The organism is Clostridium perfringens ATCC 13124, assembly GCF_000013285.1.
Classification (GTDB): domain Bacteria; phylum Bacillota; class Clostridia; order Clostridiales; family Clostridiaceae; genus Sarcina; species Sarcina perfringens.
This window is the reverse complement of record NC_008261.1, coordinates 650,645-676,700: the sequence shown is the minus strand read 5'-3', so window position 1 is coordinate 676,700 and position 26,056 is coordinate 650,645. Positions and strand designations below refer to the sequence as shown.

The window sequence follows — 26,056 nt, the reverse complement described above, 5'->3', positions numbered from 1 at the left end:
TCTTTTTATTACTTAAATATATTTTAAATCAAATTTAATTTCATTATATACTCATTTATATTTATATTCCTATTTGTTGATTTTATAGATTTTTTTATTAAATTAGATTTTTTTATTGCTACAGTAATTGGCATATGACAGTCATTATCCTTTTCAAAATACATAAGTATTTGACCAGTTAAAACATTTCCACCAATATCAACCATAGGCTCAATAGCTTTTATATTCTTATTTATATGAGTGCTTACTATTATATTAACTCCCTCTTTCATCCCAATCTCTATAAATCCATAATCCTTTGAAATATTAATAACTTTCCCCTCAATTGGAGAAAATAAAAATTCATTATGTGAATTTAAACTAATTATTTCTTCTAAATCCTCTAAATTAAAAGCCTTGTTTAAAACAATATAATCTAAAACATTTCCCTCACTTGGCGCCATAATATAAATTTCATTATCTGATTTATTTAACATATATAAACACCTCTTGTTTTTAAAATATTTAGACCTTATTAATTTATATGTTTTCAACTTTTAAATTATAATTCTATCTACACTTATCTTAATTAAAGAATATCTTAATAAATTATCTTTTTCCTTTATAATAAGTTATAGAATATATAATTCATAAAAAGCCAAATTCAATCACAAAATCTTTTATAATTAAAATTTTTGATATAATACCTTGTAATTTTTGAATGTTTTTTATTGATTTTGATTGTTTTTGGTTGTATAATTTAGTTACAAGGTTTTAGGAGGTTATTATGTTAAGTGAAAAAAGACATGAGATAATATTAAACTTATTAAAACTAAAAGGTTTCGTTAGCCTAACTGAATTGCTTGAAGCTACTGAAAGCTCTGAATCAACTATAAGAAGAGATTTAAGTTATTTAGAATCTATAAATCTATTAAAAAGAGTTCACGGTGGCGCTAAATCATTGGCTAATGTTTCAAAAGAATTAAGTTACAACGAGAAATCATCCAAAAGCATTCACGAAAAAAGAGCTATAGCAAAATATGCAGCTTCTTTAATAGAAGATGGCGATTGTATTTTTGTAGATGCAGGCACTACAACATATGAATTAATCGATTACTTAGAAGGAAAAGATATACTTGTTGTAAGTAATGGCTTATCTCATATAGATACATTAATCCAAAAAAATATTAAGTGCTATGTAATAGGTGGAAATATTAAAATTTCTACAAAAGCAATAACTGGATGTGATGCATTAATGTGTCTTTCAAAATTTAGATTCGATAAATGCTTTATTGGTGCTAATGGAGTTCATCATACCTATGGACTTACTACTCCAGATACTGAAGAAGCAATATTAAAAGAATGTGCAATAAATAATTCTAGAAAAGCTTATGTATTAGCTGACGACTCTAAATTTGGAGAGATTTCAACAATAAAATTCTCTGATATTAACAAATGTGTAATAATAACAAACGAAAAACCTAAAGATAATACATATGATAAAAAAACTGATATAAAGGTGGTTGATATTTAATGATTTATACTCTTACTCTTAATCCATCTATTGACTATGTAATAGATGTAGAAAACTTAGAGCTAGGAAAAGTAAACAGAACAAGTAAAGATTTTAAATTTCCTGGCGGAAAAGGAATTAATGTTTCAAGAATTTTAGGAAATCAAAAAATAGATAATATAGCCCTTGGATTCCTTGGTGGATTTACTGGTAAGTTTATTGAAGATAATCTAAAGGCTTTAGGGGTAAAAACAGAATTTATAAAAGTAAAAGGTGATTCAAGAATTAATGTAAAAATTAAATCTAACAAAGAAACAGAAATAAACGGAGCTGGTCCAATGATAACATCTGAAGAATTAGACTCACTGTTTAATAGATTGGATCAATTAGTAGAAGGCGATATATTAGTTCTTGCAGGTAGTATTCCATCTACTCTTCCTAAAGATTTATACCTTCAAATACAAAAGAGAGTTTCTAAGAAAAATGTAAAGGTTGTAGTTGATACTTCTGGAAAAGCTCTTTTAGAAGCTATAAAAAATAAACCTTTTTTAATAAAACCAAATAATCATGAAATTGAAGAAATATTTGATGTAAAAATAAATTCTGAGAAAGAACTTATTAAATACGGAAAAGATTTAGTTTCCCTTGGAGCAGAAAACGTAATAATCTCTATGGCTGGAGATGGTGCTCTATTAATAAATAAGGATGGTGTATTCAAAGGAAACGCACCTAAAGGAGAAGTTAAAAATTCTGTAGGAGCTGGCGACTCTTTAGTAGGAGGTTTCTTAGCAAAATATGTTGAAACTAAAGATTTAATTGCTTCCTTCAAAAATGGAATAGCCTCAGGAAGTGCTAGTGCATTTTCTCTAGATTTAGCTCTTGCTGAAGATGTCAATAAATTATTACCAATTATAAAAATTGAAAAATATGAGGAGGTTTAAAATATGAAAATTTCTCAATTATTAAGTCTTGACACAATAAAACTTAACCTTGCTGCATCTAATAAAAATGAAGTTATAGATCAATTAGTTGATGTTTTATGGGATGCTGGAAAGTTAACTGATAAAAATCTTTATAAAGAAGAGATTTTAAAGAGAGAAAGTTTATCTTCTACTGGTATTGGCGAAAGAATAGCAATTCCTCATGCTAAAACAAAGGCAGTAAAAAATGCATCTTTAGCTCTTGGTATATACAAATACGGTGTAGATTATGATTCACTTGATGGTGAACCTGTTAATATAGTATTTATGATTGCTGCTCCAGCTGGAGCAAATGATGAGCATTTAGAAACTCTATCTAGACTTTCAGTACTTTTAATGAATCCTGATTTCAAAAATGGACTTTTAAATGCTAAAACACCAGAAGAAGTTATTTCTCTTCTTGATAAATTTGAAGAAAATGAAGAATCTGATGAAACTCAAGCTTCTAATGAAGCAGAAAATAATTCAAATAAGAAATATATCTTAGCTGTTACAGCATGTCCAACTGGTATTGCTCATACTTATATGGCTGCTGATTCACTTAACAAAACTGCTAAGGAAATGGATGTACATATAAAGGTTGAAACTAATGGTTCAACAGGAGTAAAAAATAGATTAACTCAAGAAGACATAGATAAGGCTGACGGTATAATAGTTGCAGCTGATAAACAAGTTGAAATGGCTAGATTCAATGGTAAAAAGGTCGTAATAGTTCCTGTAGTTCAAGCTATGAAAAGACCTCAAGAATTAATAAACGAAGCATTAAGTGGCTCTGCTCCAGTTTATTCTCATTCTGGAGATTCTTCTAATCAATCTTCTGGTAAGACTGAAAGAAGAGGATTTTATAAACACTTAATGAATGGTGTTTCAAATATGTTACCATTCGTTGTTGGTGGTGGTATATTAATAGCTATATCATTTATGTTTGGTATTCACTCAGCTGAAATAAATGATCCTACTTTTAATCCAATAGCTAAATTATTAAAAGATATTGGTGGGGGAAATGCTTTCTTCCTTATGATTCCTGTTCTTGCTGGATTCATTGGATCAAGTATAGCTGATAGACCTGGATTTGCACCTGCTATGGTTGGTGGTTTAATTGCTGCTAACAGTGGCTCTGGTTTCCTTGGTGGATTAATCGCTGGTTTCCTTGGTGGATATGTAGTTGTATTATTAAAGAAAATATTTAGTAAATTACCTCAATCATTAGAAGGTATTAAACCTGTTTTACTATATCCTCTATTTGGTATCTTAATAACTGGTGCCCTAATGTACTTAGTAATTGTTGGCCCTGTAACTGCTTTAAATAATAACATAGCAATATGGTTACAAAACATGGGAACTGGAAACTTAGTTCTTCTTGGAATAGTATTAGGTGGAATGATGGCTATAGATATGGGTGGTCCTATAAATAAGGCTGCATTTACTTTTGGTATAGCTATGATAGCTTCTGGAAACTACTATCCACATGCTGCTATAATGGCTGGTGGTATGGTACCTCCTTTAGCTACAGCTTTAGCAACTACTTTCTTCAAAAATAAATTTACTAAAGATGAAAGAGATGCTGGTACTACTAACTATATAATGGGATTAACTTTCATAACTGAAGGAGCTATTCCATTTGCTGCGGCTGACCCATTCAGAGTTATTCCTGCTTGTGTTATAGGTTCAGCTATAGCTGGAGGATTATCAATGGTATTTAAAATAGGTTTACCAGCTCCTCATGGTGGAATATTCGTAGTTCCAGTAGTTGAAGGAAATCCTCTTTTATATCTTCTATCAATATTAGTAGGCTCTATTGTAGCTGCTCTAATAATCGGCTTCTTAAAGAAACCTGTAAATGAAATAAATAAATAAGTTAATATATAAAATAAGTCTTAATAAAACTTACAAACATATTCCGAGAATTACTAGATATTCTTTTCATACTGTTTGTAAGTTTTATTTTTAACTTTTTATAACTAACCTTTGGATTTTAAGTAATTAAAATTTAACTACTAAGCAATAAGTTAAAACCACCTGAAAATAGGTGGTTTTATTTTTTAATAAATAAAAAAAGATTAGATAGAAATTCTTTTTAGAATTCTATCTAATCTTTAATTAAAATTTTCTATTATATATATACTTACTTTTTCAAACTATAATACAAATTTAAATATTTCAACTACTATAGCAGCTATGCATGCGCTTATTGGGATTGTTAATATCCAAGCCCAAACTATATTCTTAGCAACTCCCCACTTAACCGCTTTAGGATTTTTAGAAGCTCCAACACCCATTATGGTAGTTGTTATTATGTGAGTTGTACTTACAGGTGCATGGAACATAGTAGCTATTCCTATAACTCCAGCTGCCCCAGTTTGTGCTGCAAATCCATTAACAGCGTTTAATTTAGCAACTCCACTTCCCATTGTTTTAATTATTTTTTGACCACCTATTGAAGTTCCTGTTGCCATTGCAATTGCACATAAAGCTATAACCCAAGTTGGTACTTCAAAAGTAGATAAAAATCCTCCACTTAAAAGTGCCATAGTAATTATACCCATTGATTTTTGAGCATCATTACCACCATGGTTTAAAGCCATTAATGCTCCTGAAACCACTTGTAATTTTGAGAAAATTCTATTTACAGGTCCTGGTTTGCATCTTCTTAGTGCCCAGTTTAATAAAATCATAAATATGTATCCAACTATTAAACCTATAATTGGTGATAATATAAGCCAAAGAATTACTTCATCAAAAAGAGTTCCCCAACTTACTATGTTTATTGAATGTGAATAAGCTATTCCTCCACCTATTAATGATCCTATTAAGGCATGAGAAGAACTACTTGGAATTCCAAAATACCAAGTAATAAGATTCCATATAATAGCTCCTAATATAACTGCTGCAATAACCCATAGAGGTATTTTATTTTGATCTACTATACCATCTCCCACAGTTTTAGCAACTTCAGTTCCTAAAAATGCTCCAACAAAGTTAAATACGGCACATAAAGCTATGGCAGCCTTAGGTGAAAGAGCTCTTGTGGAAATTGATGTAGCAACTGCCGTTGCAGTATCATGAAATCCATTTATAAAATCGAAAGCTAATGTTAAGAGAATAATAACAACTGTTACAGCTAAAGTACTAGACATACTTCATCACTACTCCCTCAACTATATTGGCTACAGCCTCACAACTATCTAAAGTTGCCTCTAAGAATTTATATATTTCTCTCCATTTTATTATATCAAGAACTGGAGTTTTTCCATCTTCAGCAAATAATTCTGATATCATTTGTCTATAGAAAATATCTCCTTTGTTTTCTATTTTATTTATTGAAATTACTCTCTCTGTAATTTCTTTATTTTTCTTTTTCATATGCTTAAATTCTTCCATTAGAGATACTAATTCTCTTGATGCATCAACTATTAAGCTTCCTAAAACTTTAGCACCTTCTTTAGATTCATTTATGTTGAACATAGTGAATCTATGCATAGTACTTTCTATTGAATCTAAAATATCATCCATTCTTTTTGTTATAGAAAATATATCTTCTCTATCAATAGGAGTTATAAAAGAATTGTTTAGTTCTTCTATAAGTCTATGAACTATTTCATCTCCTTTATGTTCTAACTCTTCAACTCTAGCCACGTGGCTTGTTTTATTTTCAAGATCCCCTAAGGCTTCACTTAATATTACTGCTGCTTTTTCTACATTTTTTGCTTCATCGATAAACATATCATAAAATTTATCGTCTTTAGGATTTAAATTAAACATTCGTATTTCATCTCCTGGTTCTCATTATGAATTTTTATTGAACAAATCTAGTATATCATAATATTTTTTTAAATTTAACATTCAATTGATTAATTAACTTACACTTAACACAGAATGTATCTTTATCCATTTATTATACAAATTCATCTTATTTTATTTAATTTAATTAAATAAATTCTTTTAAATACCTATTATATTATTAATTATATGTAAATCCACTTAACATTGTATTATATATAGCTCAGCACTTTATTAATATTTTATTAAAAACATGTAATTATATTTTATTTTAAAAGCCTTTTAGCCTCTAAAGCTCTTTGTATTATGGTTATAAATATTATTAAGGAAAATATATTTGTAACTAAATTTAATTTTATAGATGATAGTAAAATCATAAGTGAAAAACAAATAAATCCTTCTGACCTTTCTGCAAGTCCTGCTTGGTATCTAAAAGACTTCATACCATTATTTTGAGCTAAGGCTCCTACTGTTAAAAATATGGTCATAGATATTAAAATCATCATTGTTAATATTAAAAGATATAATCTACTATTTTGAAATTTTAAAGCTAAGACAAATATTATGCTAAGTTCAACAATTCTATCAAAGGTTATATCTAAAAGTGTTCCAAAAGGGCTAGTTAAATTCTTTTTTCTTGCCATAGCACCATCAACAGAATCTAAGTATCCTGATATCCAAAGAAAAACTACTGATAAAATCAATTTATCGAAATAAAGAAATACAGAACTTAAAACTCCTATAATTAGAGCTATTATACTAACCCCATTTGGTGTTAACCTTAACTTTAATAATGTATTAGCACCTAAATCTATTATTGGATTTACATACTTTCTTCCATAAGTATCTAACATTATTTTTTTCTCTCCCTCTATTTTAAACTTTCATTTGCTTTTATTTTTATTAGATAAGTATGTGAACTACTCTCCACTTATAAAGATGGGATCTCCTTAATGAATATACCTAAAAATACAAGGTTCCCTAAGCTTATATGGTAGTTCCTACCCCAATTTTAAATTAACTCTCTTTTCCTACTTTATTTGCTAATTTAATTCTATTTATCCATTGATTAATTGTGCTTATATTTTTTTGACTTTTAGCCTTGCCATTAATAACATCCTCATTAAAAATAAAGTCTAATATGTGTAGTGCATTTTTATCTGAAGATTTAAAGGTATTTACGCAGGATTCACAGTAAGAAACTATATTTTCACATTCTGTAGAATTAGCTCTTTTATTTTTTTGACTTAGCCATAATTCCTTATTTGTAACTCCTACCATTCCTCCACAACCACAGCATTCAGTTTTACTTCTATTCTTCTCAAATTCTACTATTTTAATTCCTAAATCTTTAAGTATGCTTCTAACAGCTTCATGAATCTGTTCTTCTTTTTTTATAGGACATGGATCATGCAAGGCAAATTCTTCTTTTAAATCTGAATATTTGTTTTTTAGTTCCTTTGGCACTCCAAATTCATTTATAACTTCCCAAAGTGTTATTACTTTAATATCTTTAAAAGCTGATCCAAAAGTCTTATAACAATTTTCACAGGCTACTATTATTTCATCAACTTCCTTGATTTTTAGATTATTCTCTATATCATTTAAATTGCTTTCAAATAATTCTAAGTTTCCAATATCCTTTGAAGGTTTTCCACAACATTTTAGAAGTATCTCTACTTTCCCTAAATTTTCTATTAAGTAGTCCTTTATTTTAAAAATAATTTCATTGTTATATCCACTTAAGCTACAACCTGGAATAAACACTCTTTTTATTTTCTTATGATTATTTTTTGATGTTAAAAACTTAGAAAAACTACCTTTTTGATGGTTTTGAACAACCTTTAAATTAAATTTCTTGCTAGTATTTTTTAAATTCTCTCTATAAGATTTTATTCTTAAATTTTGAAACATCTCTTTTAAGTTTATATCTTTTGGACATGCTTCAGTACATGCATTACAAAGCATACAAGAATATGCAATTTCATCATAACTTATTTTATTCTTATCTATATCTCTTAATATATTTTTAGGACTCTCTCCAAAAGTATTCATCATTGGACATACCTTGTAGCAAAGTCTACAATTAACACAGTCCTCTAAATTTTTCTTTAGTTCCTTATTTGTCATTTTTACCTCTTTTCTCATTCCAAACTTTTTTCCCTACATATATTGCTATACTTAAAGCAAATAAAATTAAAAGTCCACTCATAAGTAATTGTGCTCCCCCAGTAAGCATACCACCAACATAAGAATATACTATTGTGGCAGGTAATTGACCAATACCTGTAGCAATGAAAAATGACCAAAAATTCATTGATGTAAGTCCTGCAGCATAACTAACTAAGTCAAAAGATATAAAAGGTAGCAATCTTGCTATTAGTATAGTATGTTTACCATACTTTTCAAAGAAACCATCTATATCCTTTAAAGCAAATTTACTAGTTAACTTTTCAACGGCATCTCTTCCTAAGCCTCTTGCTATATAAAAACATAGTGCTGCCCCAGCCATGGCACTACTCCATGATAATATAGCACCCTTAACCCATCCAAATATAGCTGCATTACTTAAGGTTATTAAAAAAGCTGGTATTGGTGCTATTACAGATTGAAGTACCATTAATAAAAATGATGTTATAGGTGCCCATATTCCAAAAGATAATATATATTCCTTTATCATATCTAAATTCATACTACTTAAGTAAAATATCATCTGATTTATTTTACTATTAGCAGTTGGAACAAAAAAATACACCAAAAAAGCTACTATTAAAATAATTAAGGTAGCAACCCAAGGTTTAACTATTTTCTTCAAATTATTACCTCCATTTAAATCAAAATTTCATTATTAAGTTTTAAGTCTAATTGGCAAACCTTAAATTCTTAGTTTAAAGTCACTAATTAATTATATAGCAAAAATTCTAAATAACTATACTGATTATTGTAAATTTAAATTTTAATTTTATTTTAACTAAAAAAGCAGACCTCACTAATAGTGACATCTGCTCTTATTTTAATAATCTTATTTTCTTTTTTAAATGCTAATAAATTTAGCCCTTAACTCCACCAATGTTAACACCTTCTGTTAACTTCTTATGAACTAGTGAGTATATAACCATTGTAGGTACCATTACTATAACTAATCCTGCAAATAATGCTCCCCAGTCAGTTGCAAACTTTTGAACTTCCATTAAGTTTTGTAACCCTACTGGTAATGTCTTTTTATCTGCATCTGTTATGAAAGTCATTGCCATAGCATATTCATTCCAATAATTCATAAAGTTGAATATCATTATAGTTATAATACCTGGTTTAGCTAATGGAACTACTATCTTTGTTAATATTTGAAGATTAGTACATCCATCTATCATTGCTGCCTCTTCATAATCCTTTGCAATCCCCTTCATAAATCCACTCATTATATAGATTGAGAAAGGTAAGCTTAGCACTGCATATACAAGAGCTAATGCAAATAAATTATTTAACAGTTTCATTTTTTCTAATATTGTAAATAAAGGTACTATAATATATACTGGTTGAATAAATAATCCTGCCATAAATAGATTCTTTATAAAACTACATCCAAAGAACTTTTGTCTAGCTAAAACATAAGATGCTGGTACACTTAAACATAGGGATAAAACCATAGCTATTATAGTAACTAATATTGAGTTGAAGAAGTAAGCTCCCATGTTAGCTTCTGTAAATGCAGTCATATAGTTAGCAAACCCAAAACTTTTTGGTAAGGCCCATGGACTTGCATAGAATTCTTTAGTAGTTTTAAAAGAAGACATTATTGTCCATATAATTGGCACTATAACTAAAATAGTTGCAGCTATTAATATAATCCTTAATAATGTATTAGATATTACTTTTTTAGTTTTGTTCTCAGTATCTAAACCTACATTTTTTCTCTTTTTAGTTTCTAACATGTTATATCACTCCCTTCTGTTGTAATCTTTTTACTCTCTTTTCTTCCCTTGCATCAGAGTCACTTAATTTATTGATTATTAATGCAAGGATCATAGCAAAGGCAAATATAGTTACCCCAACTGCCATAGCATATCCATATTGAGAATTTGTAAAGGCTTGTTTATACATATATGTCAATAAAACCTCTGATTTTCCATTTGGTCCACCCTTAGTCATTACAGTTACAAAGATAAAGCTTAGATTTAGTGCCCCTGTAATAAAGAATGCAAAGGTTACTCTAACTACATCCCATAAAAGTGGTAATGTTACATATCTAAACTTTTGCCAAGCTGAAGCTCCTTCTAAATAACAAACTTCATAAAGTGAAGGTGATATTCCATCTAATCCAGCTATATAAATTACCATATAATAACCAACAGCTTGCCATACCATAGTTATAACTAATGCCCATAGAACTAATTTTGAATCTCCAAGCCATGCCAGACCTGCTAACTTATCTAGTCCTATCATTTCAAAAAATGCTTTAAGAATTCCTATTGATGGGTCATAAACATATGTAAATAAAACCCCTATAACAACCATTGATAATATATTTGGGAAAAATAGTATAACTCTGTAGAAATTCTTTTCTTTTAACTTACTTTGAGTTATTACTACAGCTAAGAATAAAGAAAGGGTTATTGTTATTGCTGGAAATAAAACTATTATGAAAAATGTATTCCCAAATGCTTCCTTAAAATATCTATCATTTAAAAGTGCTTTAAAGTTATCTAACCCCACAAATACTGGTTCTCCTGAAATCCCACTCCATTCATATAAAGACATCATGAAACCTTTTCCAATTGGGTATAACATAAATATTGTAAATAGTATAAGTGCAGGCAACACACACATTGCTAAAAATATTTTTCTTTTATTACTGTTCATGAAATTTCACCCCCTATAATTTTAAAGAAGGAGAAGAACCTCCTCTCCTTCTCAATAAATTTTATTTTATCTTAATAATTATTCAACAACTTCTTTAGCAAGAGTTTGTGAATCAGATTCTAAGTTATTAATCCATTCATCAACTGTTAATTCTTTATTTATAATACTTCCTACTGGTCCAAATAAACTATCATTTCTAAAATCTAGTTTAGAGTTTGTTGGTTTAAATGAAAGTGGAATTGGTTTAGCACCTTCTTCAACAAACTTATAAGACTCATATCCTGATGCATCTAATGAAGATTTAGCTTTTTCAACTGCTCCCTTAACTGGAACTACAGCCTTAGCTATTTCAGCATTCTTTTGAACCATAGCATCTGTATATTGGAATGCTAAGAATTCTTTTGCTAATTCAACTTGATCTGATTTAGCTGGGATATACATTTGCTCTATTGTAGTAGTTACATATGGAGTATCCCCTTCTTTAAATGCTGGTGGAGCCATAAATCCAAACTCAAATCCTTCTGGTATAGCATCTTTCATTTCTCCTTCTAACCAGCTACCACATGGTAAGAATAATGCTTTTCCATTTAAGAATTCAACTTGTGCTTGAGTATGAGTCATACCAACTGTTCCATTAAGAACCATGTCCTCATCAGCCATTCTTTGGAATACATCTAATGCTTTTTTAACATTTGGATCTTTCCAAGCACCTTCTTCATAGTTGAATATCTTTTCTACAGCTTCTTCTCCAGCTGCACTAGCTAACATTGGGAATATTACAGCCTCGTTATATCCTGGCGCTTGTCCTTGATAAGTATAAAGAGCTATTCCCTCATCTTTTGCCTTCTTACCTAATTCAAAGAACTCATCCCAAGTTTTTGGAACTTCCCATCCTTTTTCTTTGAATAATGCTTTGTTATACCACATACCTGTAACATTATAGTAAAGTGGTGCTAAGAATACTTTTCCATCTCCATATGGAGTTGTAAGTGGTGTATCTAAAAATCCTGGTAATATTTTATCTTTTAATTTTTGTCCTGGATTATCTGGATCTTCTCTATCAAATACATCACTTAAATCTACTAAAGCTTTATCCTTTATTAAAGCATTAGCTATACCTGATTGGTCATTTGTACTTAAGTATATAAAGTCAGGTGTATTTTCTGATGATAATTTAGGTCTTATAATATCACCTATTTTAGGATTAGCTTCCATCTTAACTTCTACATCTGGGTGCTCAGCTTCAAAGGCATCTATACAAGCATCCCAGTAATCCTTACCAAATCCACCTTCAAAAACAGCTATTTCTAAAACCTTTTTCTCTCCTGAACCTTCAGCTTGTTCAGTTGATGGCTTTTCATTATCTTTTGGTGCCTCTTCTTTATTTCCACATCCAACAAATGCAGAGGCAGCTATAGCGGTAACACATGCAACAGTTAGCATTTTAACTAATTTTCTTTTCATAAACTCTCTCCTCCAATACCCTTACTCATTTCTTGTAAACATTTTCTTCTCATATTTATAATACTTCTTATTGGAATTTTTTTGAATATAAGGATTTTACTTAAACATGTACTTTTTTTACAATATCAATCCAAAATAAAAATAATCTATATTTATGACAAAACTTTATTACTATAATCCTTTTTAAACTTAGATGGACTTACCCCATAAAACTTCTTAAAAACCCTGTTAAAATAAAACTGATCTGTCATTCCAATACTGTTAGCAACCTCTTTAACTAAAGTATCTTGCTGTTTTAATAATTCCTTAGCCTTTTTCATCTTTACTTCATTTATAAAGTACATAAGATTTTTTCCTGTTTCATTTTTAAAAATTCTACTTAAATAACTTTCATTTAAATTCACAGCATTAGCTACCATAACTAATGTTATTCTCTTATCAATATTCTTTTCTATAAACTTTATAATCTCATTAACCTCTTTTTTATAACTAAGCTCTTTGCTCTTTATATATCTTTGATTGATATAATCTATTAAAATAGTTGAATTATTTATTAATTCCTCTATATTATCACTCTTTAATATCTTTCCTTTTAATTCTTTTATACAATTTAAATCATCTTGTACATACTCATGATTCTCTATTAATTCGCACATAAAATTTACATAATTTATTAAAGCCGAAGGTTTTACATTCATATTAGAACATCTTCTAGCAAATTCTTTTATAAGTTCCTTATTAGCAGAAATTTCTCCTAACTCTATATTCTCTAAAATTGCATCGGTTACTTCCTTTCTGAGCTTAATAGCATCACCAAACCCCAAAAATTCTTCACTTATTATTAAAAAGTTTTCTTTTCCATAAAACTTTAGACTAAGAATTTCCTCAACCTTTTTAAAGCTCTCTTTTAAGCCTTTTACACTTTCTATCCTTTTTATTAAGACAGCACTAACTTTAATATTTAAATAAAGCATTATTAAATTCTGTATATTTATTGTTTTTATCTTTAAACTATTAAAATCCATCTTAGATATAAAAATATACTTATGATTATTTATTGGGATAATCTTAACTCCATTTACACTAAATTCTTCTTTTATTATGTTTTCTATAGTAATAGCCAATTTATTTTTATCCTTAATTTTTTCCTCATAAATCTTTTTATAATTATCTATATAAATACAGGCACCAGTATAATATTCACAATTATCATCTAAAAAATTAATCTTTGGAAACTCATTTAAAAGTTCTTCATAAGATAGATCATCCTTTAAGTATTCCTTTAATAAAGAAATCTCGGCTAATTTTTTTGTTTTATCAAATTCATTTTTAAACTGAGCTTCTTTCTCTTCTTCCTCTTTCCTCTCTTCTAAACTCTCCCTAAATTTATCAATTATATCTTCTAGTTCCTTTGGTCTTAAAGTTATTTTTAATAAATAATCATCTGCCCCCTTTTTCATTGCTTCCCTAACTAATTCATACTCCCCATGATTGCTAAGAACAAGTATCTTACCCCTAAAATTCTTTTCTTTAAGCTTATCAATTAATTCAATTCCATTTAATCCTTTCATTTTAAGGTCCGTTATAATAAGATCAGCACCATTTTCATTTAGTATATTAAGAACTTCTGAGCCATCTTGAGCTAATCCAACTATATTAAACCCATGAGATTCCCAGTCTATTATATTTCTCATAGCAATTCTAACTATTTTTTCATCATCAGCAATAATAACCTTGAACATAAAAAATTCCCCCTATATACTCTTAGGAATTACTATTTTAACAATAGTTCCTTTATTCACCTCACTGTAAATAGTTGTCCCATAACCTAAGCCAAATGTTAACTTTATTCTCTCATCAACATTATTCCATCCAATACCTGAAAGTTTATTATCTTTAACCTTTTCTTTACTATTAAACCCCTTTCCGTTATCCTTAATCGATATTAAAATATTTTCTTCCTCTGACATAATTTTAATAATAATCTTTTGATTCTCCTTATTTTCATCAATTCCATGAATTATTGAATTTTCTACTATTGGTTGTAAGATAAACTTTATAACTTTATTTTCTAATAAAAGTTCATCTACTTCATACTGAACATCAAAGGAATTACCGTATCTTATCTTTTGAATAACAACGTAATTTTTTATATTCTCTAGTTCTTCTCTAATAGTTACAAGTTCATTTTTATCTATAATTGTATTTCTTAATAATTCTGCTAGGGAACTAAGCCCCTCGCTTACTGTATAATCTTGATTCATTAAGGCTGTCCACTTTAAAGAGTTCAATGTATTAAAGAGAAAATGAGGATTAATTTGTGCCTGTAACATCCTTATCTCTAAATCCCTTTTCTCAACTTCTTGTAATTTAGTCTTTTCAATTAATTCATTTACTCTTTTTAACATAGAATCAAAATTATCAGAAATAACACCAATCTCATCTTCATAAGTATCATTTACTAAAACCTTTAAATCCCCCTCAGATACTCTTTTCATCTTATTTAAAAGGTTATATAAAGGTACTTTAATACTTGAATATAGAAAATATGAAAATATTAATACCACTAAAGTGAAAAGTAATCCTATTATAGTCATTTCCTTCCTTAAACTTTGAATATCAGCATTTATAAAATCATAAGGGGTCATTGAAGCTATATACCAATTAAATCCCTTTAATTTTCTATATGTAGCTACATAATTTTCTCCATTTACCACTATACTCCTTGCTGTATCCTTAGCCCCTTTATCTTTAAGGAACTTATTTAAATCTGTCTCCTCTAATATAAAATTACTATTTAAATTATTTTCAGAAATTATTATGTTATTCTTATCATCTATTATAAAAATTTCACTGCCTTTACCAATATTAAAAAGAGAAAAAGAAGAAGCAAAAACTTCACTTTTTATAGCCATGAAAACATATCCCACAATACTATTATCCTGCTTCACTGGAGTTACTATGCATATGTGAGGTTCATTATTTAAAATTGTAGAAAACCAAAATAGTCCATTTTCAGATTCATCTGCATACCTTTCTATATCTTCTCTCTTAAAATATTTAAAACCTTGCATATAAGTGACTTCATAATCCTTTGATATTATTTCAACCTCTGCTAGATTAGGTAAAAGAGAAAGTTTTTTAGACAAGTAATCATTCATATACTTTAAAAATCCATTCTTTTCTTTTCCATCCATAAATTTGTAATTTATAAGATTATTAGCTATTTCTTCATTCATTGATAATTCAATAGATGCTCTTTCTAAGAATTCTTTATTTTTGTAAATGTCTTCACTCATGATAGAAAGCATATTTTCCGAATAATTTATTGCATTATTCTTCAATGCATTGGTAGCCTTTTTATATAGGAGTATGCCTAAAATACTACTACAAAAAATTATTCCTACAGAAAATGATGCTATAAGTCTATTTTTAATAGAAGTTTTTCTAAGAAAATTTGATATTCCTCTTAAGGTATTTGTTATTTTCTTTATTATTTTCCTCACTCCTTAGTATAATTTCTATATTCTTTTTTAACATTTTATCATATATGGTATTTTTTTGAAACTAACTTCCTAGGCTAAATATTTTATTTTACTAATTTTTACAAAAATTATATAAAATTTAAAAAGACCCTTAGTGAAAAACTCACTAAGGATCTATATATATAAGGGAATTAAAAGAAAAAGCTTATTTATTTATATTTAACCATCTTATTTCCATTGGAGCTAAAGTTAAAGTTTCAACCTTAACACCATTTATATATGCATCTGTAATTTTTTCTTCTTGAGTATTATTTATTACAGCCATTTTTCCTACTTCTAAGAAGGCAGCACACTCAGTATCTATATTAGTTACATAGAATTTTTTCATCTCATCTTCTTTACTTGCAGCCCAATAAATTGCTCTTAATAAAATTCTGCAATTCTCTGGAGTATATGGGAATCCTGCAAAATAAACGCTTCTACCTTTTCCATATGTGTTTACAGCACAAGTAGTATCTCCTCTGAAGTTATTCTTTAAGCAATGGCAATTACCAAAGTCCATTCTTAAAACTTGGTAACTATCCCCCTTTCCATAAACGCCTTTCATCCCCTCACCAAAATCAATAGCTTTTTCACCAATTTCTTCTGTTATAAAATGATGTGGATTTAATTCATTATATTTTCTAGTGCTTAAACTAAATCCAACTTCCTTGTCAACTCCTAAAACATCTGCTAACTGGAAGAATTTGTTTTCATAATGTATTGCAGTTGGTTCTCCAACTCCTATAAATCCTCCACCATTATGAACCCATTTTCTAATCATAGAAACTAATTTAGGATTTTTCCAATACTCTCCACCACTCCAAGCAGTATAAGCATCTCCAGCATTTATAATAACTCCAGTATCCTCTGGAATTCCATTTTCTAATATATCATCAAAACTAATAAATTCTACCTCTACAGGCATACCACTTAAACATTCAACAATTCCAGCGTATGAATATATTTCCTTATACCAAAGAGCATGAGCTACTTGTTGAGTTTGCCAGCTTCTTAATTTACCCCAACAGTTTAATACACAAATCTTAAATGGGGCTACATACGCCTTAGTTCCTTTTATAGTTTCATGAATTTCTCTAAACTCATCACATATTTTTTCAACTTGCTCAACAAACTCTGGGAATTTAACTGCAAGTCCTAAATATCCACCATATCCTATTCTATCTAGTGGACTTCTTAAAATAGCTCTTCTTGCTTGTAACCAATTCTCCCTTGCTTCCCCAACAGGGTCTCCTGTTTCATTAAATACATCTGGGAAAAAGTATGGTAAAAATCTTCCTTCTGTATATTTAACTCCTGGAATATCAGCTATCATTCTCATAGTTGTTCCATTACCTACTGAACCAACCACTGCATCTAATCCAATGCTTGGGAAATACTTTCCATAAGGCTCTGTACCTATCCAGTTATCCCCTAAAAACATCATTGCTTCTTTTCCATTTTCATGACATAAATCCACTAACTCTTTAGCCATTTTTGAAACATGTTTACATTGAAAATCTATGAAATCTTTATATTGTTTTGTTGGAACCCTAAATGTTGAATTATAATAACCAGCATCAACTATATCTTCTGGTCTTAATTTATATCCTTTTTCTTTTTCGAATTGCTCTAAAGCTAAAGGACTCACTGATGAACTATATCCAAACCAATCAACAAATTTCTCCTTAGCAACCTCGTTAAAGCATAATGTAAAGTGATAGAAGAAAGTAGTAAATCTAACTACATCTACTTCTGGATTCTCATCAATCCATTTTTTTAAAGCTTCTTTAACATGTACCCTAGTCTTAGCCTGTCTACAGTCATATGGCATTTCATGAGGTTTATCTCCCCAATCATTAGTTATATGATTATACATTTGAGTTGGATCCCAAATCATATAAACTAAGAAATTTACTGTATATTCATGATAAGGTGTAGTTTCTTCTACTGTTAAGATTTCACTCTCTTTATTAAAATTCCATTTTGAAGGATCTACAACTTCACCAGTAGTTCTATCTATAACTTCCCACCATTCTTTTTCATCATGAACCTTATCTATTTCAAATTGCTCAGAATAATATCCAGCTAATATTTTTATTTCAGTTTTTTCTGATTTAGCAATAACAGGCTCTGACATTAAGTAAAGTTGTTGTAATTCATCTTTATTTTCACTAGCCCATTTTTGATCACTTCTAACTGTTAGGTATGTAGAATATAGCTTAACCCCTAAGTCAACTATATCCTTAGAAAGCTTAGTACCATCACAATCTCTTAAGGCATCAGCTCCCCATCTATCTATAATACTCTTTATTTCTTCTTTCATGTTAGAATCAGTTGGTATTGTAACTCTTCCCTTTAACTCTCCCATAAATTTCTCCTCCATTTCCCTCAATCTAAACATTTAAAGTCATGTATATTAATATAACCTTTTTCTTACAGTTTAATATTAACATTTGTCAATTAACGTTTACATGTAATTTATTTACTAAATCATTGAAAATTTTGAGTATATTATTTTTAATGATAATTTATAATTAAAAAGTACTTTATTAAAACAAAAAAACTTACAAACCTATTCTAAGAACTCCTAAAAGTTCTCTTCACATGGTTTGTAAGTTTTATAGACGGTTATTTTAATCCATTTCCTTTTTAATCTTATTAAAGGTTTAATAATTTAGCTGTTACATCTTCTAAAGAATTTAATTCATTATCTAAATTTTTTATTTCTTCCTCAGCACTTGGTGTAAGGTTTAAAAGAATAAGACCTGAAGTTGAACATGTATTTTCAGTAGCTTCGTGTAAGCCTATTCTAGTATGTATTATACAACCATATTTAGTTAGTATTTCTTGAACTCTTGGTGCTGCAACAGTTCTAGGTGATATTTTGATAGCCATTATAGTGTACATAATAAATCCCTCCATAAATAATAATCTTAATTACATATTAGCATATATTAGTAAATTTTTCTTGCATAATCTTTAATTATTATTTACAAAAAATAATTACAATATACTATATTTCTTATTATTACTTCATTTAAAAAATTTCAAATAAATAATTATTTTATAAATACATCTGTGAAAGAAACAACACTATAAAATTTCTCTCATCTAAAAAGTTTCTCCCCTTAATCTTTTTATCCTCTTTATCAAATATGAAATCAAACATACTACTTCCTCCAATATAAGTTCTTCATATGCCATTCTATCCACATTTATTAATATTAAACCTAAGAATATTATGTTATTTCAAATAAAAAAATATTATATAATGTTTATATATTAAGATTTAAAGGGGTGTTTTTATGAATAATTTTTTTAAACATACACTAGAAACTCATACACCTCAAAGTATGAGTAAAATTACATCTTATATAAGAGAGGATATTAAAAATAGTAATATTGAAAATGGAATTGTGGTTGTTTATTGTCCACACACTACTGCAGGTATAACAATAAATGAAAATGCAGACCCTGATGTTGTTAAAGATTTAATTTATGGATTTGAAAAAGTTTATCCAACTAATGATCATAAATACAGACATTTTGAAGGCAATTCACATTCACACCTTAAAAGTTCTACAGTTGGAGTATCTCAGCAATTAATATTACATAGAGGTAGATTAATCTTAGGTCAATGGCAAGATGTATATTTCTGCGACTTTGATGGCCCAAGAAACAGAACTTTTTATGTTAAGATTCTTGAGGGATAATATTTAATTAATTTATTATTAATTATATTTTCAATAATATTCATCCAAAATTTTCTGTTTTTTAGTATAATTTACTTAAATAATTTGTTTTAGGGGGAATATTATGAAAATCAATCACAAAATAACATCGATTGTATTAACACTTGGACTAATATCTTCAAGCATATATACAATCAATGTAAATGCAGAAACACTTAATTCGAAAATCCAAGTATCAAACTTAAATTTATCTAACTCATATAACATAAAAAATGAAAATTTAATTAAATCTTCTAAAGAAGGTTGGATTAATACAAATGGAATATGGTACTTCTATAAAAATGGAATTATACAAACTGGTTGGCTAAATGATAATGGTATTTGGTACTATTTAAATGAAAATGGCTCTATGGCTACAGGTTGGTATAAAGTTGATTCTAACTGGTATTATTCAAATTCTAACGGAGTTATGCAAACTGGCTGGCTAAATGATAATGGCAATTGGTACTATTTAAATGACAATGGTTCTATGGCTACAGGTTGGTATAAAGTTGATTCTAACTGGTATTATTCAAATTCTAGCGGAGTTATGCAAACTGGCTGGCTAAATGATAATGGCAATTGGTACTATTTAAACGACAATGGTTCTATGGCTACATGTTGGTATAAAGTTGATTCTAACTGGTATTATTCAAATTCTAATGGAGTTATGCAAACTGGTTGGTTAAATGACAATGGTACTTGGTACTATTTAAACGACAATGGCTCTATGGCTACAGGTTGGTATAAAGTCTATTCTAAATGGTATTATTCAAATTCTAACGGAGTTATGCAAACTGGCTGGCTAAATGACAATGGTACTTGGTACTATTTAAATAGTTCTGGTGAGATGGTTACTAACACAATTATTGATGGTTGGAAAATAGATTCTAACGGTATAGCAACGCCATTAAAAGATGAAAACCATTCTATTGTATATGTAACTCCAAACGGTAAAAGCTATCACTATAGCAAAGATTGTACAGCCTTAAAAAGAAGCTCTTCTATCCTTAGCATGAGCCTTAATGAAGCTATAAATAAAGGAAAATCTGATCCTTGTAACTTGTGTGTTAAATAAACAAACTTTAACACTAAGTTTATTTAAATAGTTATTCTTAATTTTAAGATAAATACTTTTAATTATAAGTTCAAGCTATAGAATCTTTAATTTTATAACTTGAACTTATATGCTTAACTTGGAAAGTTATATATTCTCTAAAAGATTTGCCATTTCAATGGCTGCCATAGCTGCATCAAACCCTTTATTCCCAGCTTTAGTTCCGGCTCTTTCTATAGCTTGTTCTATATTCTCAGTTGTTACTATTCCAAAGATAACTGGTACTTCAGTATCTAAGCTTACATTAGCTATTCCTTTTGATACCTCTCCACAAACATAATCATAATGACTAGTAGCTCCTCTTATTACTGTTCCTAAACAAACAACTCCAGCATATTTTCCTGACTTAGCTAACTTTTTAGCTATTAATGGTATTTCAAAAGCTCCTGGAACCCAAGCAAGGTCTATATTATCTTCCTCTACTCCATGTCTTTTAAAAGCATCTAAAGCTCCATCTATAAGCTTTGATACAATGAATTCATTAAATCTTCCTGCAACTATAGCAAACTTTTTATCTTGACCTATTAAATTTCCTTCTAAAATCCTCATTCTAATCTCTCCTTTAAACATTTTTATACTTCAAGTATTTTTTTAATTCTTCGTATCTAATATTGATACTTTTTTATCCACTTTTAATCTATCTTTAAATCTAAAATTTTAAATAACTCTATAAAATTACTGCATTATTAAATGGTGCATTTTCTCTTTCTTAGTTTTCAAATAAAACTCATTTTCCTCATTACACTTTATTTCTATAGGTACTCTTTCTACTATTTTAAGTCCATATCCCTCTAAGCCAGTTATTTTTTTAGGATTATTAGTCATTAACCTGATTTCCCTTACACTTAACTCTTTTAAAATTTGTGCTCCAACGCCATAATCTCTAAGATCTTCTGGAAATCCTAAAGCTATATTAGCTTCTACAGTATCTAATCCTTCATCTTGAAGCTTATAAGCTTTCAACTTATTTATAAGACCTATTCCTCTTCCTTCTTGTCTCATATAAAGTAATATCCCTTTTCCCTCTTCATTTATTTTTTCCATAGCCCTATGAAACTGCTCTCCGCAATCACATCTTCTTGATCCAAAAACATCTCCAGTTAAGCATTCTGAATGCACTCTTAATAATACTGGCTCCTCTGATTTTATCTCTCCTTTAACTAAAGCCACATGATGCTCTCCTGTAAGTTTATCTATAAACCCAATAGCCTTGAACTCTCCATATTTAGTTGGCATATTAGTTTCAACAACTCTATAAACAAAATTATCTCTTTCTGTTCTATAAGCAATTAAATCTTCTATAGTTATTATTTTCATATTATGACTATTTGCAAATTCTAATAATTCATCAGTTCTAGCCATAGTTCCATCATCTTTCATTATTTCACATATTACCCCAACTTCTTTTAATCCAGCTAACTTTGCTAAGTCAATTGCCGCCTCTGTATGCCCAGCTCTCTTTAAAACGCCACCATTCTTAGCTATTAAAGGGAATACATGTCCTGGTCTTCTAAAATCCTCTGCTTTACTTTCTTCATTTATTAATTCTTTAATTGTATGAGCCCTTTCAAAGGCTGATATTCCTGTAGTTGTATCTTTATAATCTATAGATACTGTAAAGGCAGTTTCATGATTATCTGTATTATTTAAAACCATAGGATTCAATCCTAAATTTTCAGCTATCCTCTCACTTACTGGAGCACATATTAAACCCTTTCCATAAGTAGCCATAAAATTTATTTTTTCTCCAGTAACAAGTTCTCCAGCCATAACTAGATCCCCCTCATTTTCTCTTCCCTCATCATCAATAACAATAACCATTTTCCCATTTTTTATATCTTCTATTGCCTCTTCTACTAAATTAAACTTCTTCATATTTTTAAGGAGATAAAAATCCCCAACACCACCTTTCAAGAATTTTTAAAATTATTAGATATTGTTTTTTGTAACTAATACATCTACTTTGTAAAATCAAACTTAATCTAAAACAATATATAAAAATAAATATTAAATTTTAAAATACAATTTAAATAAACCCATTAATAGTTAAAAACTCTTCTGTTAAAACAGACTTTTTCTTTCTACTATCTTTTTTAAATCCTAAAAGCTTTTCAACATACTTACCAATAGAGTCACATTCTATATTTACTAAATCACCAATTTTTCTTTTAGTTAATGTTGTCTCTTCCTGGCTATGAGGAATTACTGAAACTTTAAAACTTTCCCCTTTAACCTCTGCAATAGTTAAACTTATTCCATCAATAGCTATAGAACCTTTATAAACTATATATTTGCTTAATTCATATGAAACTTTAATTTCTACCCATATTGCTTCCCCCTCATCTTTAAAAGAAATTATTTCTCCAGTGGAATCAATATGGCCAGTTACTATATGTCCATTAAATCTGCCATTAATACTCATGGCTCTTTCTAAGTTCACCTTACTTGATTTTTTTAAGTTTCCAAGATTACTTTTTCTTAAGGTTTCTCCCATAACATATGCAGTAAAATAATCTTTTCCCTTAGTTGTTATAGTTAAGCAAACTCCATTTGTTGATATACTATCACCTATCTTTGTATCCTCTAAGACCTTATTAGCTCTTATTTTCAGTAAAGATGATTTTTCATTTTTATCTATGCTTATAACTTCTCCTATTTCTTCTACAATACCAGTAAACATATTATTCACTTCCTTTTTCTATTAACTAAGGCCACATTCAATTAAAATATCCTTATCAAAATTCTTCAAATTTACTTCAGGAAATTCAAAGGCGTCTAAAACATTTCTTATTCCTTCCCCTTCAACAGGAGTAATAGCATTTTTTCCTCCAAAAACTTTTGGTGCAACAAAGGCATATATCTTATTTACTTTTTTATTTTCTAAAAAAGTAAAATTTAAATTTCCTCCTCCTTCAATAAGAACTGAATCAATATTTTTTTCTTTTAAACACTCTAAAACCTGATTAATATTAATTTTTCCTTCATCTAAATTTACTTCTATTACCTCTATACCTATATCTTTTAATTTTTCATTTTTTATCTTATCTTTTTTATTTGTTGTAAAAATTAAGGTTTTTGACTCATTTTGATTTTTTAATATTTCTGAATCTAAAGGAATTCTTAATTTACTATCAAGTACTATCCTAAAATGCTTTCTTTCTAACTCTTTATTTTTATTAAGTCTACATCTTAAATCTGGATTATCCTTTAAAACAGTATTTATTCCAACCATTATTGAGCTATATTTATTTCTTAAGGAATGAACAAACTCTCTTGATTTTCTATTAGTTATCCATTTTGATTTAAATTCCTTAGTTGCTATTTTTCCATCTAAGGTCATTGCCCATTTAAGTGCAATAAAAGGTCTGTTTTCCTTAATATAAAAATTAAATATCTCATTTAATCTAATACATTCCTTTTCTAAAACTCCTACCTTAACCTCTATGCCTGACTCTCTTAAAATTTTAATACTCTTTCCTGATACTAAAGGATTTTGGTCTAAGGTTCCAACTACTACTCTCTTAAATTTATTTTTAATTATGGCTTCTATACATGGAGGAGTTTTACCATAGTGACAACAAGGTTCTAAGGTAACATATATTGTTGCTCCCTCAGTAGATTTAATAGAACTATTAATAGCATTAATTTCAGCATGATTTCCTCCAAAAAACTCATGATATCCTTGTCCTATTATTTCTCCACCCTTAACAATAACAGCTCCTACCAAAGGATTTGGATTTACATATCCCTCTCCTTTTCTAGCTAATTCCAAAGCTTTTTTCATAAAAAATTCATCCAAGTTATCCTCTCCTTCCAAATTCTTCTTTAGAAGTACCTAATAAAAAATAAAAGCTCTGAGTAAATTTAAACTCAGGGCTTTTATTAGTTATCCAAGTAATTGAAGTTATTTAAATAGAATCTTAAAATTTTAATTAATATATCTAAAAATATTAGGCTTAATAAAATTTAAAACTGGTTTAAATAAATCCTTTAAATATATTTCTATATTTCTAAAAATAAAAATTTTAACCAATTCAAAATAATTAATAACGATATAAATAGTATAAAAAGTAAAGCTCTGAACAAAAAATGTTCAGAGCTAAAGATTCTAAAGCACAACAATCCATTTAATATGCATATAAAACATAATAAAAAGATAACTTATTAGATATTCTTCTTTCATCCAGACTTTACTGTCGGCCTCGGAGTTTCACCGAATCATGCTAAACTAGCTCGCGGGCTTTACCGCCGGTAGGGAATTTCACCCTGCCCTGAAGAATTTTTATTAAATTATATCTATAAATTACCATTTAAACTTTTTCATGTCAATTCAGTATTAAGTTTATAAAATCTAATTCTCACTATATAATCATCACATATTCTTTATTTCCTCAATAATGCTACTTTTTATATTATCCATTGGAAAAAGTGTGCCTGGACATAAAGTATCCACAACTTCCCTGTGTGGAAGTATATCTTTTATTGGATATTTTAAGCTTAAATAAGTTCCTAGTTTAACAAGTGAATTTTTTTGTGCCTCTTTTAAACCCTCTTTTTCAAAGTTTCCTTCAATGCATATTCCTAAGGTATTATAATTTGCATTTTTTGCATGAGCTCCTATTACATTTTCATCTCTACCTTTATAAATTGTCCCATCCTCCCTTATATAAAAATGATATCCTATTCCACTCCATCCATTATCTAAATGAAACTTATGAATATCTTCTGGAGTTTCTGGTGAATCTGTTGCTGAATGATGAATAATTAATCTTTTAGGTGAATTCCCCTTTTTAAGCCCGCTTCCCCATTTATAATCAACTTCTTTTATATCTAATTCCTGCCTCATTTTTTCTAACTCTCTACTTGAAATATTCTTTTTATAAGCATCTCTATAACTCTCATCTTTATTCATTTTAGAAAAAACAAAGAAAATACTTCCACCAATAATCAATATAATACTAATTAAAAATATAAGTCTTCTTCTAAAAATCTTTTTTCTTCTCTTTGATAAATTAATATTCTTAATTTTAGTATGCTCCAACTCTGCTCTTCCCCCTTTTATTTTTTTAATATAGCACCCCAATATTTCAGTTCCTATTTTAAAA

The 26,056-nt window shown here is 28.6% G+C and carries 22 protein-coding genes, 2 pseudogenes and 1 riboswitch; of the genes and pseudogenes, 6 read left to right on the top strand and 18 right to left on the bottom strand.

Features of this window, described 5'->3' with window-relative positions; translation table 11 throughout:
• Positions 1-23: 23 nt before the first annotated feature.
• Complete coding sequence (locus CPF_RS02830; protein WP_011590259.1) at positions 24-476, bottom strand: hypothetical protein; 453 nt, start codon at positions 474-476, stop codon at positions 24-26.
• 290 nt (positions 477-766) lie between these two features.
• Here CPF_RS02830 and CPF_RS02825 point away from each other — a divergent pair, with 290 nt between their 5' ends.
• The 3 genes from CPF_RS02825 to CPF_RS02815 are packed head-to-tail and all read left to right on the top strand — an operon-like array spanning position 767 to position 4,329.
• Entirely contained in the window at positions 767-1,513 is a 747-nt protein-coding gene (locus CPF_RS02825; RefSeq protein WP_003465612.1) for a DeoR/GlpR family DNA-binding transcription regulator, read from the top strand.
• Positions 1,513-2,433 (top strand): 1-phosphofructokinase, encoded by a 921-nt coding sequence (pfkB, locus tag CPF_RS02820; protein ID WP_011590258.1) that lies wholly within the window; start codon positions 1,513-1,515, stop codon positions 2,431-2,433. The genes CPF_RS02825 and pfkB overlap by 1 nt, the downstream gene beginning before the upstream one ends.
• Before the next feature lie 3 nt (positions 2,434-2,436).
• Positions 2,437-4,329: a PTS fructose transporter subunit IIABC gene (locus tag CPF_RS02815; protein ID WP_011590257.1), complete on the top strand. Its 1,893-nt coding sequence runs from the start codon at positions 2,437-2,439 to the stop codon at positions 4,327-4,329.
• A 281-nt stretch (positions 4,330-4,610) separates the two neighbouring features.
• On the opposite strand, the gene CPF_RS02810 is transcribed toward CPF_RS02815, so the two are convergent.
• From CPF_RS02810 to CPF_RS02755, 12 genes are all read right to left on the bottom strand, one after another.
• Positions 4,611-5,609 carry an inorganic phosphate transporter gene (locus tag CPF_RS02810; protein ID WP_003450180.1) on the bottom strand — a complete coding sequence of 333 codons (999 nt, stop codon included), beginning with the start codon at positions 5,607-5,609 and terminating at the stop codon, positions 4,611-4,613.
• Positions 5,602-6,234, bottom strand: coding sequence for a DUF47 domain-containing protein (locus CPF_RS02805; RefSeq protein ID WP_003450071.1), 633 nt, complete (start codon positions 6,232-6,234; stop codon positions 5,602-5,604). Before CPF_RS02805 ends, CPF_RS02810 begins: the two co-directional genes overlap by 8 nt.
• Positions 6,235-6,518: 284 nt before the next feature.
• A complete protein-coding gene (locus CPF_RS02800) occupies positions 6,519-7,106 on the bottom strand; it encodes a CDP-alcohol phosphatidyltransferase family protein (RefSeq protein ID WP_003457789.1) in 588 nt (195 codons plus the stop codon).
• 163 nt (positions 7,107-7,269) lie between these two features.
• Positions 7,270-8,382, bottom strand: a complete 1,113-nt coding sequence (locus CPF_RS02795) for a (Fe-S)-binding protein (protein ID WP_003471256.1) — start codon at positions 8,380-8,382, stop codon at positions 7,270-7,272.
• Entirely contained in the window at positions 8,372-9,067 is a 696-nt protein-coding gene (locus CPF_RS02790) for a TVP38/TMEM64 family protein (RefSeq protein ID WP_003450082.1), read from the bottom strand. The genes CPF_RS02795 and CPF_RS02790 overlap by 11 nt, the downstream gene beginning before the upstream one ends.
• A 235-nt stretch (positions 9,068-9,302) precedes the next feature.
• Positions 9,303-10,184, bottom strand: a complete 882-nt coding sequence (locus tag CPF_RS02785; protein ID WP_003449831.1) for a carbohydrate ABC transporter permease — start codon at positions 10,182-10,184, stop codon at positions 9,303-9,305.
• A gap of 1 nt (position 10,185) precedes the next feature.
• Positions 10,186-11,112, bottom strand: coding sequence for a carbohydrate ABC transporter permease (locus CPF_RS02780; RefSeq protein ID WP_011590256.1), 927 nt, complete (start codon positions 11,110-11,112; stop codon positions 10,186-10,188).
• A 78-nt stretch (positions 11,113-11,190) separates the two neighbouring features.
• On the bottom strand, positions 11,191-12,576 hold the full coding sequence (locus CPF_RS02775) for a carbohydrate ABC transporter substrate-binding protein (RefSeq protein ID WP_011590255.1): 1,386 nt from the start codon (positions 12,574-12,576) through the stop codon (positions 11,191-11,193).
• A gap of 152 nt (positions 12,577-12,728) precedes the next feature.
• Positions 12,729-14,318, bottom strand: coding sequence for a response regulator transcription factor (locus CPF_RS02770; RefSeq protein WP_011590254.1), 1,590 nt, complete (start codon positions 14,316-14,318; stop codon positions 12,729-12,731).
• A gap of 12 nt (positions 14,319-14,330) precedes the next feature.
• A complete protein-coding gene (locus tag CPF_RS02765; protein WP_011590253.1) occupies positions 14,331-16,082 on the bottom strand; it encodes a sensor histidine kinase in 1,752 nt (583 codons plus the stop codon).
• Positions 16,083-16,266: 184 nt separating this feature from the next.
• A complete protein-coding gene (gnpA, locus tag CPF_RS02760; RefSeq protein ID WP_011590252.1) occupies positions 16,267-18,471 on the bottom strand; it encodes a 1,3-beta-galactosyl-N-acetylhexosamine phosphorylase in 2,205 nt (734 codons plus the stop codon).
• A 290-nt stretch (positions 18,472-18,761) separates the two neighbouring features.
• Positions 18,762-19,010 carry a hypothetical protein gene (locus CPF_RS02755; protein ID WP_003457734.1) on the bottom strand — a complete coding sequence of 83 codons (249 nt, stop codon included), beginning with the start codon at positions 19,008-19,010 and terminating at the stop codon, positions 18,762-18,764.
• A 398-nt stretch (positions 19,011-19,408) separates the two neighbouring features.
• Here CPF_RS02755 and CPF_RS02750 point away from each other — a divergent pair, with 398 nt between their 5' ends.
• From CPF_RS02750 to CPF_RS15065, 3 genes and pseudogenes are all read left to right on the top strand, one after another.
• The gene (locus tag CPF_RS02750) at positions 19,409-19,816 is read left to right on the top strand and encodes a secondary thiamine-phosphate synthase enzyme YjbQ (RefSeq protein WP_003457667.1); all 408 of its coding nucleotides are present in this window, start codon (positions 19,409-19,411) and stop codon (positions 19,814-19,816) included.
• Positions 19,817-19,919: 103 nt separating this feature from the next.
• Positions 19,920-20,207: pseudogene (locus tag CPF_RS15250) on the top strand (cell wall-binding protein); the annotation flags it as partial.
• Positions 20,208-20,210: 3 nt separating this feature from the next.
• Positions 20,211-20,732, top strand: a pseudogene (locus CPF_RS15065) (cell wall-binding protein); the annotation flags it as partial.
• 306 nt (positions 20,733-21,038) lie between these two features.
• Here the strand turns inward: CPF_RS15065 and ribE are convergent.
• The 5 genes from ribE to CPF_RS02720 all read right to left on the bottom strand — a co-directional run bounded on the left by ribE (position 21,039) and on the right by CPF_RS02720 (position 25,992).
• Positions 21,039-21,500 (bottom strand): 6,7-dimethyl-8-ribityllumazine synthase, encoded by a 462-nt coding sequence (gene ribE, locus CPF_RS02740; protein WP_003471176.1) that lies wholly within the window; start codon positions 21,498-21,500, stop codon positions 21,039-21,041.
• Between the two features lie 126 nt (positions 21,501-21,626).
• On the bottom strand, positions 21,627-22,826 hold the full coding sequence (locus tag CPF_RS02735; RefSeq protein WP_011590250.1) for a bifunctional 3,4-dihydroxy-2-butanone-4-phosphate synthase/GTP cyclohydrolase II: 1,200 nt from the start codon (positions 22,824-22,826) through the stop codon (positions 21,627-21,629).
• 151 nt (positions 22,827-22,977) lie between these two features.
• Positions 22,978-23,631: a riboflavin synthase gene (locus tag CPF_RS02730; RefSeq protein WP_003471205.1), complete on the bottom strand. Its 654-nt coding sequence runs from the start codon at positions 23,629-23,631 to the stop codon at positions 22,978-22,980.
• 21 nt (positions 23,632-23,652) lie between these two features.
• Positions 23,653-24,750 carry a bifunctional diaminohydroxyphosphoribosylaminopyrimidine deaminase/5-amino-6-(5-phosphoribosylamino)uracil reductase RibD gene (gene ribD / locus CPF_RS02725; protein ID WP_003471179.1) on the bottom strand — a complete coding sequence of 366 codons (1,098 nt, stop codon included), beginning with the start codon at positions 24,748-24,750 and terminating at the stop codon, positions 23,653-23,655.
• Positions 24,751-25,118: 368 nt separating this feature from the next.
• Positions 25,119-25,234: riboswitch (FMN riboswitch) on the bottom strand.
• 89 nt (positions 25,235-25,323) lie between these two features.
• On the bottom strand, positions 25,324-25,992 hold the full coding sequence (locus tag CPF_RS02720) for a peptidoglycan recognition protein family protein (RefSeq protein WP_003471344.1): 669 nt from the start codon (positions 25,990-25,992) through the stop codon (positions 25,324-25,326).
• Between the last annotated feature and the right edge of the window lie 64 nt (positions 25,993-26,056).

Excerpts from the sequence above, each read along its gene's own strand:
- CPF_RS02810 (WP_003450180.1), bottom strand. The coding sequence starts at position 5,609 with ATGTCTAGTACTTTAGCTGTAACAGTTGTTATTATTCTCTTAACATTA.
- CPF_RS02770 (WP_011590254.1), bottom strand. The coding sequence starts at position 14,318 with ATGTTCAAGGTTATTATTGCTGATGATGAAAAAATAGTTAGAATTGCT.
- CPF_RS02735 (WP_011590250.1), bottom strand. The coding sequence starts at position 22,826 with ATGAAGAAGTTTAATTTAGTAGAAGAGGCAATAGAAGATATAAAAAAT.
- CPF_RS02780 (WP_011590256.1), bottom strand. The coding sequence starts at position 11,112 with ATGAACAGTAATAAAAGAAAAATATTTTTAGCAATGTGTGTGTTGCCT.
- CPF_RS02830 (WP_011590259.1), bottom strand. The coding sequence starts at position 476 with ATGTTAAATAAATCAGATAATGAAATTTATATTATGGCGCCAAGTGAG.
- pfkB (WP_011590258.1), top strand. The coding sequence starts at position 1,513 with ATGATTTATACTCTTACTCTTAATCCATCTATTGACTATGTAATAGAT.
- CPF_RS02755 (WP_003457734.1), bottom strand. The coding sequence starts at position 19,010 with ATGTACACTATAATGGCTATCAAAATATCACCTAGAACTGTTGCAGCA.
- CPF_RS02785 (WP_003449831.1), bottom strand. The coding sequence starts at position 10,184 with ATGTTAGAAACTAAAAAGAGAAAAAATGTAGGTTTAGATACTGAGAAC.
- CPF_RS02800 (WP_003457789.1), bottom strand. The coding sequence starts at position 7,106 with ATGTTAGATACTTATGGAAGAAAGTATGTAAATCCAATAATAGATTTA.
- CPF_RS02750 (WP_003457667.1), top strand. The coding sequence starts at position 19,409 with ATGAATAATTTTTTTAAACATACACTAGAAACTCATACACCTCAAAGT.
- CPF_RS02730 (WP_003471205.1), bottom strand. The coding sequence starts at position 23,631 with ATGTTTACTGGTATTGTAGAAGAAATAGGAGAAGTTATAAGCATAGAT.
- CPF_RS02795 (WP_003471256.1), bottom strand. The coding sequence starts at position 8,382 with ATGACAAATAAGGAACTAAAGAAAAATTTAGAGGACTGTGTTAATTGT.
- gnpA (WP_011590252.1), bottom strand. The coding sequence starts at position 18,471 with ATGGGAGAGTTAAAGGGAAGAGTTACAATACCAACTGATTCTAACATG.
- CPF_RS02805 (WP_003450071.1), bottom strand. The coding sequence starts at position 6,234 with ATGTTTAATTTAAATCCTAAAGACGATAAATTTTATGATATGTTTATC.
- ribE (WP_003471176.1), bottom strand. The coding sequence starts at position 21,500 with ATGAGGATTTTAGAAGGAAATTTAATAGGTCAAGATAAAAAGTTTGCT.
- CPF_RS02825 (WP_003465612.1), top strand. The coding sequence starts at position 767 with ATGTTAAGTGAAAAAAGACATGAGATAATATTAAACTTATTAAAACTA.
- CPF_RS02815 (WP_011590257.1), top strand. The coding sequence starts at position 2,437 with ATGAAAATTTCTCAATTATTAAGTCTTGACACAATAAAACTTAACCTT.
- CPF_RS02775 (WP_011590255.1), bottom strand. The coding sequence starts at position 12,576 with ATGAAAAGAAAATTAGTTAAAATGCTAACTGTTGCATGTGTTACCGCT.